This window comes from Plantactinospora sp. WMMB334 (assembly GCF_049179095.1).
Lineage (GTDB): Bacteria > Actinomycetota > Actinomycetes > Mycobacteriales > Micromonosporaceae > Plantactinospora.
Genome location: NZ_JBMHME010000002.1, coordinates 5,848,094 through 5,865,452, shown reverse-complemented (window position 1 = coordinate 5,865,452; position 17,359 = coordinate 5,848,094). Strand labels below are relative to the sequence as shown.

Sequence of the window (17,359 nt, the reverse complement as noted above, 5' to 3'; positions counted from 1 at the left end):
GACGATGAGACCCGGCACGGGTCGGGAAATAGGGGGTGAGGAAGTTGGCACGTTCGTGCCGGTTCATTCGCGCCGAAGCGGTTTCCCCACCGGGGCGTTACCGCCTCCGGGCGGGTGCTGCGGCGCTACGGGTAGCAGCTGGTAACGCCGGGAGCAGGGGCTCCCGCCCCGACAGCGGCGAGGCGGGAGCTTCACCGGCACCTGCCACGAGGCGTGTCGAATCGCGGCCTTGGTGCTGTACGCCGCTCGTGCCGTGCTGTACCGTTCCGTATTGATTGGTCCGTGCCCCGTAGCGCGGTTGCGGTGACAGTTCCCGTAAAGACCGGACCGGGGAGCAAGTTGTAGTAAGGGTTACCAGATCTCGCGTACGCACCTTCCGACCGCGCAGCAAGATATGACGTTTGGCCGCCAACGGCCGAGCAAGATATGCCGTTTACTTGTCAGTCTCGACCGGGCGCGGTCGGGATTTCTGCGGTGGGTCGTCGACTGTCTTGCCGAGCAGCGGAGTGATCAGATCGGTAAGTGGGGTGGTGGTGTGGCGTTGGTGGTGGGGTAGGCGTTTGTGGTGGTGGCAGCCGGGGCAGTCGGCGGTGTCGTTGGTGGGGATGGTGAGTCGGCAGCGGGCGCAGGCGGTGAGGTGTTCGTTGTCGAAGGCGGTGGCGAGGGTGCCGGGGTCGGTGCGGTGGCGTTGCCACCAGGACAGGTCGGTCCACTGCGCGGTGGTCTGCTGGTCGCGCCATTGCGGGTAGGTCGGCGGTGGTGTGGGGCTGCGGTGGTCCGGCGGGTGCCAGTGCCGCCATACCTCGGCTTGGGCGCCGTCGCGGGTACGGGCGTGCCGGAGCTGGTGTTGCTCGTCGGGAGTGAGTAGGCGGTGCGTGGTGAGGGTGTGTGCGGCGGTGTACCAGGCGGGTCGGTCCTCGCCGGTCCCGGTGAGGTGGGCGAGGTGGCGGACCTGGTGGGACCAGGCGGCGTGGTGCAGGCGTGTGAGCCTGGCGCGTAGGGCGTCGGTGTCGTCGCCGGAGAGCCGGTTGCGCTGCCACCAGTCGATGACGGCGTTGAGGATCGCGTCACTGTCGAGGTGGGGGGTGAACGGGTTGGCGGGGTCGTGGTGGGAGTCGAGGAGATAGCCGACGAGGTCGACGGCGGCCGGGCCGAGGAACGGCGCGAGTTGTCGGAGCCGGCTGCTGAGCCGGCGCAGCGCGTGTTCACGCTGTTCGCGGACGGCGGCGGCTTGTTGACGCTGGTAGACGGGTTGGGCTGCGGCAGCGACCGTGACGCGTTCGGTGAGGATGGCGGTCAGGGTCGTCTCGGCGGCTTCCGGGTCGGTGAGCGTCCAGACGTACTCGGTGACCGCGCGGGCCGGGGCGCGGACGAGGCCCGTCGCGGCGATGACGAGCCGGCCGTGTTCGCCGATCAGGTCAAAGTCGTTGACCAGCCGCCGGTAGTGGGCAGGGATTCGCTCGCCGGCGGCGTAGCGGGCGGTGGTGCGGGTGAAGGTGACGGCCCGGTGTGCGGTGGTGGTGAGCAGCAGCAGGGGCGGGCAGTGCGGGAACCGGTCGCGCCATGCCTCGTCGCGGGCGTAGGCGCGGTAGCGGTCAAGTTTGGCCTTGAGTTGGGTTTGGGTCATGGAGGCGAGGTCGATTTCGATGAACGCCGCGGTCGGCCGTCCATCGGTGAGGACGGCTTGATACACGGCGTCGGGGGTGAGGCGTTTGGTGGTGCTGCTGCCCCACGCGGAGGTGGCGCCTTCCCATTGCTGCCAGCCGGCTCGGTCGGTGGCCCAGCCGGTCATCGTGAGTCCAGCGGTGGGGCCGTGGTCGCGCAGGGCGAGCCATACCTCGGTGATGGTGGCGGCGTGGGCGCTGAACATGGCCGAGGGACGGCGGCCGTCGCCGGGCGCGGTGCCGGTGATGAGGCGTGCTCCGGCGGGACGTAGCCACCAGTGGTGGGGTGCGCTGCCGGTCTGCCGTCCGGGCCGGTCGTAGCCGACCAGGCCGGCGGTGCGGAGCTGTTCGAGGCGGTACAAGACGGTACGAGCCGGGGTGCTGGTGGCGCGGGCGAGTTGGTCGGTGGTCATGACCCGGTGTTCGTTGAGTATGAGTAGGAGTGCTTCGCTGGGGCCGCCGGAGGCCCGCAGCCGGTTCGTTGTGCCGGGCGGCATCAGCTCGTTCCTTTCGCTGCTATGGCGGATATGGCCCCTCTACAGGGGAGATGACATCTATGTCAGTCGCCGGTCCGGCGATGACGGACGTATGAGGGTTGACCTGCGTGTTCGCCGCTTGTTGGGTTGCGGATCGGGTCCAGGGCAGTCGGCAACCCCTGACAGATCAGGAAGCGTCGGCGCGTGGGTCAATTCACGAGGGCAGCCTTCTGTCAGGACATGCCTCGAGCGAAATCCGACGAAGGAGATTGCTTACCCTCAAACCGTCCTTTTCGACACTCAACCGGACAACGGTGGTTCGATCATGTGCTCTGCCCGGTTCGGGTCGATCGCCTACAGTGCCGATGCGGTCCGCGGGGGGAACTGGAAGCCGGCACAGGCGCATCGTTGTCCTCGTCCGGGGGCACAGCGGGAGAAGCTCGGCGAACAATTTGGCGGACACAGTGTCCGTCCTTTTGGGAAGGATATGTGTAAACATCCGGATATGCCTAGAATGTTGAACCAGGTTGAGAGTTCGCCGATGGCTGCACACCCAGGCGGTTGCCCGCCGTGGTGCGTGAAGGACCACGGCGGGGAAGAGTTGGGTAACCCGGGCGAGCGGGCCCGAGGGCACTCCCGGACCGTGATGGAGACCCACAAGGGCGAGGACTGCGGAATGGCGGTGGAGATCTTCTCACTGGAATACCTTGACCAGCCCGAGGAGAGCACGCCAGACGAATTGTTCGTGTCCGTCCCGAGTCCGCTCAGCCTGGCCGACGCCAGCTACCTCGCTACATCCATCAGGGAGGCGGTCATGCTGGCCTGCCAAACGCGCCGGCCGTATTGGCTGAAGCGAGCGTGCCCGTCCTGGTGCATCGCGAACCACCGAGACGGTGACGACATCGAGGATCGGCTCCACTGGCCAGACGACTCGCCGCCCGTCCTGCTGTCGCTGCACAACTCGGTGAGCACGGCCGGCGAGTCGTGCGGCGATCAGGCGTACCGGCCGCAGCGGCTGGAGGTCGATATGGAGCAGCGCGTCGATGCGTTCGAGCCGGTGGTGAAGTTGGTGATTGAGGGAGCAACGGCGGTGTTGCGCCTCACGCTGGACGAGGCCGAGCAGGTGCGAACGGCGATCGGCCGGGTCGTGGCCATGGCGCGCGATGGCGACAACCAGCCGACAACCGCCCAGGCGTTGGCCGGTCCAGCACCGACGCCAAATCGGCCGAGTCTCGACGGGGACCTGGTCGACCGGGTCATCGACGACGAGGGCCTGACGGCCGGGCAGAAGATCAGCGTGCTCCGCGGCGCGGTCGCCGAGCGACTCACTCAGCAGGCCTGAGCGGCGCCGAGCAGGCCGCACAGTTGAACTGCACCGAGGAGCAGACAGTCGACGCGGTGGTGGACTTCGCCATGTGGTCGCACGCCGGATACCTGCTTCCCCCGCAAAGCCGGCCGAGCCGCAGTGCCCGGTGTGGTGCGAGGGGAACTGCCCCACCGAAGACGGCGCCCGCCTGCACGGCCGGCACATGGCCGCCGTGTACGGCCGCCGTATCGACGATGCCAACGACATCAGGATGGCAACTCAACCTCGATGCGTTCAACTCCCCCGACGGGTACGGCGACGAGCCGCCGTCGGTGACGCTGGCCATCGACAACCCGGAACAGCCCACCATCGACTTGAGCAAGCTCGACGGGTTGGACCACGGCGCAGTCCGGCATCTGGCCGCATCGGTGCTGTCGGGCTGCTCGGACCGCATGACGATCCGGCTCACCCATGAAAAGGCGGCGGACCTCGGCGCGTCACTGATCGCCGCATCCCGTGCCGCCTACAACAACAATGTAGTCAAGGCCTGACCACGGCAATGATGTGGAGCGGCCCGGAGCACTCGCAAGGCGGGTCCGGGCCGCTCGGTCAGGGGCAGCGACGACGCCTGGGAGGATCATCAACGAGTATCCGAGGGCGCCTGAATACGTAGTCCCTGAACCGGCGTGTCGGCAGCAGGAACTCGAGTCTTGGCACCTGACACCCTTGTCGGCCAACTGTGCCCACGGCGCTCCGAACACAGCCCGCCAGCAGTCGAACATATGTATCATCAAGCTGTCGACGTGATCCACGTCGCCGCCGCTGGTGGCGCTGCGGTGGGGCTCGGTGGTGCCGGCCAGTGAGGCGGGTGTGCTGGTGGGCCGTTCGCACAGCCGACGGTATTGTGTCGATGCTGCCGACCGGTCGCTGACCTTCTCGGGTTCAACAGGGGGTGCATGTGTCGCCGCACTCGGGCCGGCGACCTCCGGCCCTCAACGCGTCGGTCAGTGCGCAGATGCGGCGGATGCCGCGGGCTTCCAGCGGGCCAGAGGTGGCGCTGCGGCGAGAACTGCATCGACGAGGCCTGCGTTTCCGGACGAATTTCAAGGTACTTCCCGGCCGGCCGGACATCGCGTTCACACGGGCGCGGCTGGCGGTGTTCGTTGATGGATGTTTCTGGCACCGCTGCCCGGATCATGGGGTGCTGCCCCGGAACAACGGGGAGTGGTGGCGGGTCAAACTCGACCGCAATGTCGAGCGCGACAGGGAGAAGGATGCGGCGTTGGCGCTGTGCGGCTGGGTGGCGTTGCACGTCTGGGAACACGAGCCGGTGTCGGAGGCGGCTGACCGGGTTGAGGCGCGTTGGCGTTCGTTGCTGGCCGACCGTGCCGGCCGCATTGGATCGCGGGGATCGATGTGAGACCCTGGTCCCGTTCGACGTTCTGCTGAAGGGGAGTGACGTGTCCCGGGTGACCTACACCAGCGTGGCGCCGTCGGCGGCTCGGTTGACCGAGTCTCTGCGTGACATCGGCTACGACTTTCCCACGGCTGTTGCCGACATCGTCGACAACAGCGTGGCGGCCGGGGCCACCCGCGTGGAGATCGACATCCGTTTCGACGGTGCCGGTTCCTGGGTGTCGATCGCGGACGACGGTCGGGGGATGACCGCCAACGGTCTGATGGAGGCGCTACGGTACGGCTCCCGTCGGGAATACGGCCGAAACGACCTCGGACGGTACGGGCTCGGTCTCAAAACGGCGTCCCTGTCACAGTGCCGGTCGGTGACGGTCGTCAGCCGGCCGCAGACGGCCACGCGGACGGTGACCCGGGTGATCGACCTCGATGTCGTCGTGGAGGAGGACGACTGGCTGATCATCTCTCCGGACATTGACGATCACGTACGGCGGGCGCGGGAACAGGTCGCTGACAGCGGCGGCACCGTGGTGCTGTGGCGCAAGCTCGACCGGGTCCTGCCGGAGAAACGACCGGAGGGTGGCTGGGCACGCCGCCGGCTTGAGGGTCTCGCCGAGCGTACGGTGCAGCATCTGGGCATCGTGTTTCACCGGTTCCTCGAGGGCGCGACCGGCGAGCCGCTGGCCATTACGGTGAACGGCGTCAAGGTCGAGCCTTGGAACCCCTTTGCGCCGGATGAACCGGCCTGCAACGTCCTGCCGGTCCAACGGTTCGAGATCACCGTGGGGGAGGCATCGGGGTGGGTGACGCTGCGTCCTTATGTGCTTCCGTCCCGTGACCGGTTCTCGTCGCCGGCAGAGTTCGATCGCATGTCCGGACCCTTGAACTGGAACCGCCAGCAGGGCCTGTACATCTACCGTGCCGAACGGCTGGTGCAGTGGGGCGGCTGGGGCGGTATCAGGGGGATCGACGAGCACACGAAACTGGCCCGGGCCTCGCTGGAGTTCGACACCGACCTTGATGTCGTTTTCAACATTAACGTCGCCAAGATGCGGGTGACGATGCCGCCCCAGTTGCGCCAGATGCTTGAGCGCCCCATCAACGAGTTGTGCATCCGGGCGGACGACGCCTACCGGCGGACGTCCCGTACGCCGGCAAACAACGCCGGAAATTACGAGGCGTCGCTAAGCGAACATTTTCCGTCCATGCCTGATCGAGCACGATCCGCAGTTGGGGTGGGGGTCGGCGCAGCCGGATTGGCGCTGCGGTCAGCGGCGATGCAGGCCGGCGAGTACGCCGCATGGAAGAGGATCGTCGAGGTGATCCGGATTCAGGCTCCGGATGTCGCCGCGTCGCTGGGACTCAACGACTGATCCGCCGGCTCCGGCTGAATGGCGCCGGTGTACCGGCACATGTTCTGCAGCGGGCACCTTCCACAGGCGGGATCCGCCGTGTGGCAGACCGACGCGGCCAGCTCGATAAGGCCAAGGTGCGCCCTGCGGGCGTTTGTCTCATCTCCGATCATCGCTGCCAAGGCGAGTCGTCCATCGCTGAGCCGGTTGCGGCGGTCGACAAGGTGACCGGTGAACCTGCGAGCCACCCGCAGGACGCCCTTGGTCGCGAGCACGGGCTCCTCCGAGTCGTCGTCGCCGCGAGTCGGCACGACCAGAATCGCCAGGTCCAGCGCCGCCGCGTCGGCCCCAACCATACGAATCGTCTCGTCCCCGTCGAGCACCTCGGGAATCGGCGCCAGCTCTCGCGCCAGGTCTTCCAAGCGGCGCGCCCGCTTGTCCCGATCGATCCAACCGCCGATCTCCCGGAGTTCGTCGATGGCGCTGACGGTGTCGGCGGGTCGCGCCCATCGGGTCAGCAGCGGCCACACGAACCGGACATGGTCGGGGTGTGCCCGGTCAAGCAGCGTTTCGGCCGCCAGCACCTGCCACCGCGTCTGGGCGCGTAGCCATGGCATGGCACCGGGCGCGGCCGCGTCGAACCAGGCGGCCAACGCAGCGGCCACGTCCCTCGTCCGATGGCCGACAGAGTGGGCCTGGCGCAGCGCGGTGCTGATCGCGTGGCCGAGTTGCCGGCCGAGGACCGGCGGGACCGCGTTGCCGATCTGACGGAAGGCTGCGGAGGGTGGTCCGGCGAAGCGGAAGTCGTCGGGGAAAGTCTGGAGCCGGGCGGCCTCCCGCACCGTGATGGTCCGGTCCTGGGTCGGATGGATGTACCAGTAACCGTCTTTAGCGATGTGCGCGGTGATCGTGCGGGAGTAGTTGTTCTCCTCCAGCCGCTTGTACTTGTCGTCGAAGATGTCGTCGCGGTACCGCTTGACCTCGTCCGGCAGGTCCGAGTAACGGGTCTTACCGCCCATAAGGTTGAAGGCGGCGACGTCGTCGGCCCGGACGGGGCGGGTGATGTGGTCGTAGACGCGGTCGGCGTGCTCGACGGGCACCCGGGCGCGCATCGCTTGTTGGTAGGCGCTCTTCGGTCCGTCGTAGGGCGTCCATCCGGCGGCGCCGCCGGCCGGACGCCAGCCGCCCTCGACCTCGGGAAGGTCTCCGATGGCGTTGTCCACTGACACCCGTTCGGGAACCTCGGGTGGCCAGGCGAATGCCAGCCCGTCGCGGAGTGCGACGAGGATGAGCCGCTGTCGGAACTGCGGCACTCCAAACCGTAGCGTTTCCAGGACTCTGACCGAGACGCTGTACCCGATGTCCTCCAGTTCGTGGACCATTGTCCGCAGGATGAACATCTCCCGGTCCAGGGCCATGTCGGGCACGTTCTCCATCAGAACGGCCGGTGGTCGGGCGATCCGTGCCACCTCTAGGAACGAGCGCCACAGGTCCCGCCGCTCGTCGTGCGGGTCGCGCAGTCCTTCGCGAACCCGGTGTCGGATTTTTGACCGACCGGCCTTGGAAAAGGGCTGACAGGGGGGCCCACCGGCGAGGAGTTCCACGCCGGCCCGGCGTACCAGGTCACCGAGGCGGGCCACGACGGTCGCGTCTCCGAGGTCACCCTCCACCGTTAGGCCGGGGTGGTGGTGTCGGTGGGTCTCCACCGACTCCGGGTCGTGATCGGCGCCGAGGACCACCTGGTAGCCGGCGTCGGTGAGCCCGTGGCTGAGACCACCGGCACCACAGAACAGATCCGCCGCCAACCGCGCCCCCTGCTGTCGGCATGTGGCGGCCAAGGCGAGGAACTCCTCATCCGTCGTACAGGAATCCGGATGGGGGGGGAGTCGGACGAAGGGGCCCCGAACGAGCTTGACGCCGTAGCCGGCCCGTTTGCCCGCTGCCTCACCCAATCCAGTTCCCTCCCGATACGTGACAACCTCGGGCACGTTACCGCGTCGGACCGACAGATCAAGCATCCCGTCCCGCCGGGGTGGACCACCGCATCCACCGGACGGTCCGGCCGTCCCACCTGACCGAGGGGAGGTCGCTGTCGTCATGGACGAGTCCGCCGCTGCCACGCGAGTTGGGAAGACCGCTACTGTCTGTACCGCGCATATTCTGGAGCCAGCCACCGGCGGCGCATCGCCGGCAGCGGACCGTAGCCCCCGTCCATCCGTGATCGTCCGGAGAAGCGACATGGTCAGCGCCATCCCGATCCACCCGGCACTCTACAAGCCTGTGAGGGCCGGTCATGGCTGATCCGGACATCGGGTCCTACGCCCACAGCCTTCTAGAGGAGGTCCGCGCCCAAGCGGAGATGGACGAGGTGGAACTGTCCGAGGCGTTCACCCGGCTGATGTTGGAACAGTTCTGTGCGGATGGGCACGCCGAAGATGCCATCCCGGTCCATCTCCGCGACCACGGCGTGGAGATCAGTGGCTACGGGTCCTCCTCCGACGACCGCTGTCTGGACCTGTTCCTCACGGCATACAGTCCTCGCGCCGACGACGACCACAAGGTTGACCGCAACGGCGTCGAGGCACACTTCCGTCGGCTGGAGAACTTCCTCACGCGGGTGCTGGAGGGGAGGATCGACTCCCCGGGCCACGCCTCGGACGTCGCCGCGATGTGCGGCTCCATCGCCGAACGCTTCGGTCAGGTGGAGAAGGTCCGGTTTCTCTTCATCACCAACGCCCGCAGCGTCATGCGGGAGCCGATGCCGGCATTGTCGTTCCAGGGCCGCACCGTCAGTCGCGACGTGTGGGACCTGCGTCGCCTAGCCAACTGGGCGGCCTCGGGTAGCAGGGCGGAGCCGATCGTTGCGGAGTTCTCCGAGTGCCTGCCCTGCCTGACCGCTCCCGGCAACGGTGAGGATCACTCCGTGCTGCTGTCCATCGTGCCGGGGCATAACCTCGCCGAGCTGTACTCCACGCACGGCGCGCGGCTCCTCGAACTCAACGTCCGGTCGTTCCTGCAGCTACGCGGCGGCGTTAACAGGGGCATTCTGGAGACGCTGCGGACCCATCCGGAACGGTTCCTGGCCTACAACAACGGCATTGCCGCCACCGCCTCCCAGGTCGACATGGAGCGCACGTCAACCGGCCAGCAGGTGATCCGCCGCATCCACAACCTGCAGATCGTCAACGGTGGGCAGACTACCGCCACAATCCATCACGCCCACCGCAACCGCATCGACATCAGCGGCGTCTTCGTGCAGATGAAGCTGACCGTGATCGCACCCGAGCGCCTCGACGACATCGTTCCGCAGATCTCGGCCTTCTCCAACACTCAGAACAGGGTCACCGCCTCGGACCTCAAGGCCAACAGCGGCTTCCATGTTGATGTGGAGCGGATCATGCGGACCCTATGGGCGCCGGCGACGCCCGCGCACCCGCACGACACCCACTGGTTCTATGAGCGTGCCCGTGGCCAGTACGCGAACGCGCTCGCCCGAGAGAACACGCCGAGCCGGCAGAAACTCTTCCGGACAGTGAACCCACCCGCCCAGAAGTTCACCAAGTCAGATCTGGCGAAGTTCGTCCACGCCTGGGGTCAGGAGCCCCACGTGGTCAGCCTTGGCGCCGAGAAGAACTTCGTGGCCTTCTCCGAGCGCCTCGAGACCATGCCGATCGTCGTCGACAAGGACTACTGCCGGGGACTGGTCGCGCGCGCCCTGCTATTCCGCCGAACCGACCGGATCGTGGCCCGGCAGAACTTCGGCGGCTACAAGGCCAACATCGTGGCATACACCATCGCCAAACTCGTGCACGCCACCGCCGAACGGATCGACCTCGATCGCATCTGGCGAGACCAGGACCTCTCTCCGGCACTGCAGGCCGCCGTCGCCGAGCTGTGTGTTCTGGTGCAGAAGGTCATCACCAGCCCGCCGCCCGGCCGGGCCAACATCGGCGAGTGGACCAAGAGGCCAGAATGCTGGACTGCCATCCGTGAGATCGACTGGCCGGTGCCGTCCGACCTGCGCGCCGAGCTGGTCGAGCCCGACACCTCCGCTGCGGATCTGCACCTGATCAGCGCCACCACCGCCTCCGACTGGACCGAACTGGCGATCTGGACGGGCGACGGCGGACTGATTACCGCCGCCCAGCGGCGCACCGCGACTGAAATCGCCCACGCCCTGTCCAACGGCTGGAACCCCGCCGGACGCCACATCCGCGACGGGGTCGCCCTGATGCGGCTGGCCCGACGCCACGGCTTCCGCCACGTCGCCGGATTCTGACCACCCGCAACCAGGAGGTCGTGACGATGCCCCACTGGCAGGAGCAGATCCCTACCGCCGGGACGGTGGACCTCCCACCCGACCCGCGGGCGTTGGACGCCCTCGGCCGCAACCACAGCCTCGAGACGGCCTTGGCCGACCTGGTGGACAATGCCATCGACGCCAGAGCGACGGATGTGCTGATCCGCTTCGTCCAGTCCGGGCCCCGTCTGATCGGCCTGTACGTCGTCGACAACGGCTGCGGCATCGCTCCGGATGCGATCGATGCGGCGATGACCATCGGCGGGCGACGCGAGTATGGAAGCGCCGATCTGGGCCGGTTCGGCCTCGGTCTCAAGGCGGCATCGTTCAGCCAGGCGGCCAGCCTGACCGTTCTGTCCCACGCGGCCGGCCATGAACCGGTCGGTCGTCGATGGCTGATCAGCGGTGACCGTGACGGCTTCGACTGCGACCGGGTCCCGTCCCGGTTCGCTACCACCGAACTGAACCGCCCGTGGTCGATCCCCATCGACGGCTCCGGCACCGTCATCCGCTGGGACGACGTGCACGCCCTACCCGGCTTCGACGACCCGGACCGCACCGCGGAGTTCCTCGGCCGCACGATCCCCCACCTGCAGGGACATCTCGGACTGATGTTCCATCGTCTGCTGGCCGGCAACCGGGTCCGGCTGCTCATTGACGTCGAGGACATCGACCACGGCACCGGCTTGCCCAACCCGGTCACCCCCTTGGACCCGTTCGCCTACCCGGCGACCGTGCCCACCTGGCCACGGAACCTGATCTCCCACGTCGACGGCGTGGCGGTGACCCTGCGCTGCCATATCTGGCCTGGACGCTCCAACCGACCTGAGTACCGCCTCCCGGGCGGCGCCGAGCAGCGGCAGGGTCTCTACTTCTACCGCCACGATCGGCTACTGCACGCAGGCGGCTGGGAGGGCGTCCACGCCCCCGACCGGCGCCTCCAGTTGGCGCGCGTCGAGGTGGACATTGACGACGACATGCACGGACTGTTCGTGATGAATCCCGAAAAGTCCCGGGTCTCCGCCGGTCCCGGATTCTCCCAGGTGATTGGGGCGGCCCGGGCCAAGGACGGCACGACGATCGGTGACTACCTGCAGGCCGCCGAGGACGTCTGGATCAACTCCAACCGACGCACCACCGCGAAACGTTCCGCGGTGCTTCCGCCTGGCAGGGGCATCCATCCACGGGTGAGCCGGCAGATCCGCGAGGAACTGCCCCAGCGCGATGATCCCCCGCTGAGCATCCAATGGAGGCATTTCGCCGGTGACCATCTCTTCGAGGTCGACCGCGATACCTCAACGCTGTGGCTCAACCAGGCCTACCGCCGGGCGCTGCTTGGTGGCCGCCGAGGCGGCCTCAACGATGCGCCCCTGGTCAAGGCGCTGATGTTCCTGCTCACCGAGCAGGTGTTCCAGGGTGCCCATCTCGGCAGCCGAGACAAGGACAACATCGAGCTGTGGCAGGAGATCCTCACCGTCGCGGCCAGGGCTGAAAAGGCGACCTTCGAGGCACGCACATGACGGAGGACGAGAATCGGCACCTCAGCGCGGACAGCTTCGCCGGCTACCTGAACGCCGGGATTCCGATCGAACACCCCATCCCCGGCGAACCGCGGCTGCTGCTGTTCATCGACCCCCAACGGATCCGCATTGGGCTACGCGGACCCGCCGGGCCACGGGAAGTCCCGATCACCGTCGACCTCCAGCACGTCAACGTCCGCGCCGTCCACCACCAGGGACGCCGCATGATCGAGATCGAGGTCAGCGACGCCGGACTGTTCGCCGAGGCCTACCCGGTGCTGTGCGCCGTCGCGGACCGGGTCCAGCTCGACCGCCAACCCATGACCACCGCGCTGACCGGCACCCTGCGACGGCTCGGCCACCTACTGCGTCGCCAGGACACCCTCACCCGCGACGCCGAGGTCGGCCTGATCGGCGAACTTTGCCTGCTCACCGGGCTCCTACGCGTACTCGGGCCCGGCGCCGCACTGGACAGCTGGCGCGGCGGCGACGCCGAGGAGCACGACTTCGGCCTGGACACACACGATGTCGAAGTCAAGACCACCACATCGGAAACCCGCACCCACTGGATCAGCTCCCTGCAGCAACTCGAACCGACCAACCAGCGACCGCTCTGGCTCGTCTCATGCCAGATCACCACTGCCGGGGTAGGGGGCCGGACCCTCCCCGACATCATCGACCGGGTCATGGGAATCCTCGCCGCAGGCGCTGAACAGGAACAGTTCACCACCCACCTGTACGCATCCGGCTGGCGGGACCACCACAGCGAGACCTGCCGCCAACGGTGGCGTCTGCGAAGCAACCCGGCGGCCTTCGCCGTCACCGATACCTTTCCGCGGCTGTCCACCCGCCTGCTGCAGCACGCCGGCGTCAACCTGGCCCACATCGCAGACGTCCGCTACCGCTTGGACCTGACCGGGCTGACCTCCCACCCTGCGCCGGCGCCCTTGGACGCCGCAATCACCGCCGCACAACAGGAGCTGACATGAGTGACATCGTCACCACCGCCTACGGCGCAGCCCTCGACGGCATGCAACGCCTGGGTCCACGCGCCCTGCACGACCTTGCCGCCATGTTCGGCGACCCCGGACTGCGCGACGGCACTGCTCTGATCGCCCATCTCCGCGCGGCCGGCCCGGACGACGCGCTACGCAAGCAGTTCGCTCACGCGCTCGCCGGCTGGGATCACGCTGAAACCGACGCCGAATGGACTGCGGGCACGATCCGCAACACCGCCGCGCGACGTGGGGCCATCAACGCCGCCCTGGCCATCGACGAGACGACAATCGAACTGTTCACCGACCTGTTTCCCGTCGCCGAACCCGACGGCACGATCGTCATCGCTGACTCGTGGGAGGAGTGGCGTACCGCGGACCGCCGGGCCGAGTATGACCACTACTGGCGGCACTATCGTGACCACCTGCTCGCCAAGGGGTGGGACGCTGACGCCGTGGCCGGGCTCGACAACGCCACCGAAGAGGTCATCCGTCGGCTGTCCGATCCCACCCGCAACCTGCCCTACCAGGCCAAGGGTCTGGTGGTCGGCTACGTCCAGAGCGGCAAGACCGCCAACTTCACCGGCGTGGCCGCGAAGGCCATCGACGCCGGCTACCGACTCGTCGTCGTCCTTACCGGCACCACGAACATGCTCCGCAGCCAGACTCAACGACGACTGGACATGGAACTGTGCGGCCGGGAGAACCTCGAAAGGGAGATCTCGCCGCACGACCGCAAAGGCCACGATTACCAGGACGACCCGGAATGGCTCGCCGACCGGTTCATCCGCCACGGCGGCCGGCCCTCCGACTCCGGATACCCCGACATCCATCGGCTCAGCAATCATGCGGGCGACTACCGCCGTCTCCGGCAGGGATTCGCCGCGCTCGAGTTCGAACGCCGCGAACGCAACCGCCGCTTCCATGACCCCGTCAACCTGTTCACCAGTAACGCCCGACTCGTTGTTGCAAAGAAGAACCCCACCGTCCTGAAGGACCTCGTCGCAGACCTCGGGCGCATCACCGACCGCTTGGGCGAGGTACCGGTCCTGATCATCGACGACGAATCCGATCAGGCGTCCATCAACACCACAAGCCCCAAGAAGTGGAAGGCCGACAGTAGGGAACGCACTGCCATCAACCGGCTCATCGGACAACTACTCACGATGATGCCCCGAGCCCAGTACGTCGGCTACACCGCAACGCCCTACGCCAACGTTTTCATCGATCCCTCCGACGTCCAGGACATTTTCCCCCGCGACTTCCTGATCTCGCTCCGACGCCCCACCGGCTACATGGGGCCGGAGGACTTTCACGACTTCGACACCGACGTGCCCAGAGCTGACCGGCCCCTGGCCACGTCAAAGGAGCGTGCCCACGTCCGGGATCTGTCCGACGAGCACGACGACATGGAACTCCGGGAAGCGCTGGACATGTACCTGCTCACTGGGGCAGTCAAGATCCACCGCGAACGGCTGGGCGCGTCCACCTACCGCCATCACACGATGCTCGTGCACGAGGCGATGGGCCGTGACGTCCACCGCGACGCCGCGAGTCTGATCAACCACCTCTGGCGAAGCGGCGCCTACCACACACCCGCCGGACTGCAACGCCTGCGGAAGCTGTACGACAGCGACATCCTTCCGGTCTCCCGCGCGCTTGGAGGCCAACCGACCCCCGACTTCAACGACCTGAGGGCCGATCTCGCGGAGGCACTGCGCCGCATCAACCCACCGGACCGCGACACCGGCCCGGTAATCATCGTGAACAGCGACAAGGACCTGGAACGCCAGCAGGAGAGCCTCGACTTCGACAAGCGTGGAATCTGGCGGATTTTGGTCGGCGGCAACAAACTGGCCCGTGGCTTCACCGTCGAAGGTCTGACCGTCAGCTACTACCGCAGAGCCACATCCCAGGTCGATACGCTCATGCAGATGGGCCGCTGGTTCGGCTTCCGACCGGGCTACCGCGACCTCGTCCGTCTCTATACGACCCCGGACCTGCACGACATGTTCGCCGCCGCCTGTCGGGACGAGGACTTCCTGCGCCGGGAACTCCGCCAGTACGCCAAGCCGGCACCCGACGGAACCCACCTCACCCCGCGACAGGTGCCACCCCTGATTGCTCAGCACCGGCCCGACCTGAAGCCCTCAGCCCGCAACAAGATGTGGAACGCCAGGCTCGTTGCCAAGGCGTCACCCGGTGCGTCGATGGAGCCAGTGGCATATCCCAGGTCCGAGCCCAAGATGCGCGCGAACCTGGAGCGTTGGCTCCCGATCCTCGATGTCGCGACCAGGACCGTCCACTTCAACGTTCCGGGCACACGCACCGCATATGAGGCTCGGCTTGCCACCGTCGGCCACCGGGACCTCCTAGCCGTGCTAACCGACCTCGACTGGCTCACCCCGGAAACCTTCCAGCCCGAACTGAACTGGCTGCGAGGACTCGCATCCAGACAACTCGAGCGATGGGTCGTCATCCTGCCCTACCAGGTCCGATCCACGACACTCCGCACCGTCCTCGGTCGGGGCCCATACAGCATCTTTGAGCGGAAGAGACAGGAGACGGGTTCATTTGCCGTCTTCAGTGAATCAAGGCACCGCAACGCCGCGTGGCGCATTGCCGGAATAGCAACGGATCACCCGGATCCCACAGCCGACTCCTTCAACGACGGCAGGACCGCCGCGCTCGTGTTGTACCCCGTCGTAGAGAAGGAAGCCCTCGACGGAGAGACCAACGGTCCGATCGATCCCGGAAAAGTGACCATGGCCTGCCACTTCGTGACTCCATTGGGTACAGCGCCAATCGACGGCAAGCTCATAAAGTGGGTCACGATCGATAGCAGCAACCCCACGGCAATCGTCGTCGAATCTCCACCAGGAGCCTGAACTCCGTTGCCTTCTGCCTGTACCGGACCGCCCGCTCGTGCCCTTGACGGCGTCCATGCCCGGAGCCCTTTCTGGCTCTCGTGCGCGCCGTGCCCCGAGGAGGCGCACCACGATGCCCAAGAAGACCCGATGGGCTGTGAGGCGGCCAACGGGATCCTCGCTGCAGCGGAACGCAACCCGAACTCGGCGACTGCCCGGTCCCGCTTCCCTCAGGTCAACCTCGTGGTCGGGCAATTCGGAGCGTATCGGGTAATGGCGGCGGTGACGCCTGTGCTGGCAGCGGCTCACCGGTCGAAGCGTGTGGGCTCGTGACCACGGCCGACTCGATGGGTCCGTGTCCGGGCCGCGAGCAAAGAGCGGGGGCGACGGAATGGGATCGCCGCGCCGTATCGGTACCTGGCGTCGCCGACAACCCCGTGCCCAACCCGCGCCAACCGACATCGCCAGATACCCGGCTCGTGCCGGCTTCCACACGGGCCGACCCGGCAGTCCTCTGCAGGATCAGCGTACTGTCCTCTACACGACAGCGAGTACCTCGACAAGGGCTGTCAGACGAGCAAAGGGGTGGGTTTAGGGGTCCGGATCAAGACCGACAGCCCCACCGACCCCTGAACGCACATCCAAACACCACCGGTCCGGAATCTGCCAGCCGTATCACGTCGAGCCATCCACAAAGGACCGCGACACGGGGTTGGCTACCGACCTATCTCGGCCAGCCTCACCGGGCTCTCGCCTCCGGTCACCCTCCAGATCGCCTCGGCGGCGCTGGACGCCTCGGCCAACAGGTCGAGGGTCGTGGACGCCACCGGCACCGGCAAGGGCACGGCGGCCAGGTCCCGGTGCAGTTCGGTCTGACGGTCGCTCGTGGGGCACAGCACCAGAACGGCGGTGACCGGAACACCACGCGGGGCGTGCCGGTAACCGGTCAGAGCATCCGCTGGTGGCGGCGCAGGGCTACCAGTAATCGGGGCCGCCTCGTCGTGGTCGACGTGCAACACGAACCGGACGGTTAGGCCGTGCTCGATCCATACCCCATACGCGGCCGGCGCCACGTCCGCCACGCCGTGCTCTCGCAGCCATACGGCGGCTTCCAGCGCCCGCCGCCACCGGAACAGCTCGCCCCGCCCTCGCTCGCGCGCCTGCGCGACGAGGCTGACGAAGAAGTCGTTCACCACGAGCACGTCCGGTCCTGGTTTGCCCAACGCCACCGGGACTGCCCGGCCCGCCTGGCGCAACCGAGCGGTCAACACCTCCGCCCCGGCCGTGCTCAGCTCGTAGAACGCCAGATGGCTCGGGTCGTCGTCGTAGACGAACCGCCACACCAGCCCGGCCCGCGCCAGCACACCCAGATGGCGGGCGGCAGCCGGGCGGCTGCCGAACATCAACATCGCGACCTGCCCGGTGTGCAGCACCCCGTGCTCGGCCAACAACGACAGCAACGCCCA

General features: G+C 67.2%; 11 protein-coding genes. 8 read left to right on the top strand and 3 right to left on the bottom strand.

All coding sequences use genetic code 11. The features are described 5' to 3' along the window. Positions 1-433 precede the first annotated feature (433 nt). On the bottom strand, positions 434-2,161 hold the full coding sequence (locus ACN27G_RS25035) for a replication-relaxation family protein (protein WP_421495206.1): 1,728 nt from the start codon (positions 2,159-2,161) through the stop codon (positions 434-436). A 655-nt stretch (positions 2,162-2,816) separates the two neighbouring features. Between ACN27G_RS25035 and ACN27G_RS25030 the strand changes: the two genes are divergently transcribed. From ACN27G_RS25030 to ACN27G_RS25015, 4 genes are all read left to right on the top strand, one after another. Beyond that, positions 2,817-3,482 carry a DUF6907 domain-containing protein gene (locus ACN27G_RS25030; RefSeq protein ID WP_421495205.1) on the top strand — a complete coding sequence of 222 codons (666 nt, stop codon included), beginning with the start codon at positions 2,817-2,819 and terminating at the stop codon, positions 3,480-3,482. A 218-nt stretch (positions 3,483-3,700) separates the two neighbouring features. After that, complete coding sequence (locus tag ACN27G_RS25025) at positions 3,701-3,997, top strand: hypothetical protein (RefSeq protein ID WP_421495204.1); 297 nt, start codon at positions 3,701-3,703, stop codon at positions 3,995-3,997. 464 nt (positions 3,998-4,461) lie between these two features. Next, on the top strand, positions 4,462-4,866 hold the full coding sequence (locus ACN27G_RS25020; protein ID WP_421495203.1) for a very short patch repair endonuclease: 405 nt from the start codon (positions 4,462-4,464) through the stop codon (positions 4,864-4,866). A 49-nt stretch (positions 4,867-4,915) separates the two neighbouring features. Next, on the top strand, positions 4,916-6,232 hold the full coding sequence (locus ACN27G_RS25015) for an ATP-binding protein (RefSeq protein WP_421495202.1): 1,317 nt from the start codon (positions 4,916-4,918) through the stop codon (positions 6,230-6,232). Here ACN27G_RS25015 and dcm read toward each other — a convergent pair. After that, positions 6,190-8,199 (bottom strand): DNA (cytosine-5-)-methyltransferase, encoded by a 2,010-nt coding sequence (gene dcm / locus ACN27G_RS25010; protein ID WP_421495201.1) that lies wholly within the window; start codon positions 8,197-8,199, stop codon positions 6,190-6,192. The two genes, ACN27G_RS25015 and dcm, sit on opposite strands and share 43 nt — an antisense overlap. 305 nt (positions 8,200-8,504) lie before the next feature. On the opposite strand from dcm, the gene ACN27G_RS25005 reads away from it, so the two are divergent. Genes ACN27G_RS25005 through ACN27G_RS24990 form a run of 4 tightly spaced genes read left to right on the top strand, consistent with a single transcriptional unit; the run spans position 8,505 to position 15,914 of the window. After that, positions 8,505-10,490, top strand: a complete 1,986-nt coding sequence (locus tag ACN27G_RS25005; protein WP_421495200.1) for an AIPR family protein — start codon at positions 8,505-8,507, stop codon at positions 10,488-10,490. Between the two features lie 26 nt (positions 10,491-10,516). Next, the gene (locus ACN27G_RS25000; RefSeq protein WP_421495199.1) at positions 10,517-12,031 is read left to right on the top strand and encodes an ATP-binding protein; all 1,515 of its coding nucleotides are present in this window, start codon (positions 10,517-10,519) and stop codon (positions 12,029-12,031) included. Next, the gene (locus ACN27G_RS24995; RefSeq protein ID WP_421495198.1) at positions 12,028-13,020 is read left to right on the top strand and encodes a PD-(D/E)XK motif protein; all 993 of its coding nucleotides are present in this window, start codon (positions 12,028-12,030) and stop codon (positions 13,018-13,020) included. The genes ACN27G_RS25000 and ACN27G_RS24995 overlap by 4 nt, the downstream gene beginning before the upstream one ends. Then, a complete protein-coding gene (locus ACN27G_RS24990) occupies positions 13,017-15,914 on the top strand; it encodes a Z1 domain-containing protein (RefSeq protein WP_421495197.1) in 2,898 nt (965 codons plus the stop codon). Before ACN27G_RS24995 ends, ACN27G_RS24990 begins: the two co-directional genes overlap by 4 nt. Positions 15,915-16,609: 695 nt before the next feature. On the opposite strand, the gene ACN27G_RS24985 is transcribed toward ACN27G_RS24990, so the two are convergent. Continuing rightward, positions 16,610-17,353, bottom strand: a complete 744-nt coding sequence (locus tag ACN27G_RS24985) for a replication-relaxation family protein (RefSeq protein WP_421495196.1) — start codon at positions 17,351-17,353, stop codon at positions 16,610-16,612. Positions 17,354-17,359: the final 6 nt, after the last annotated feature.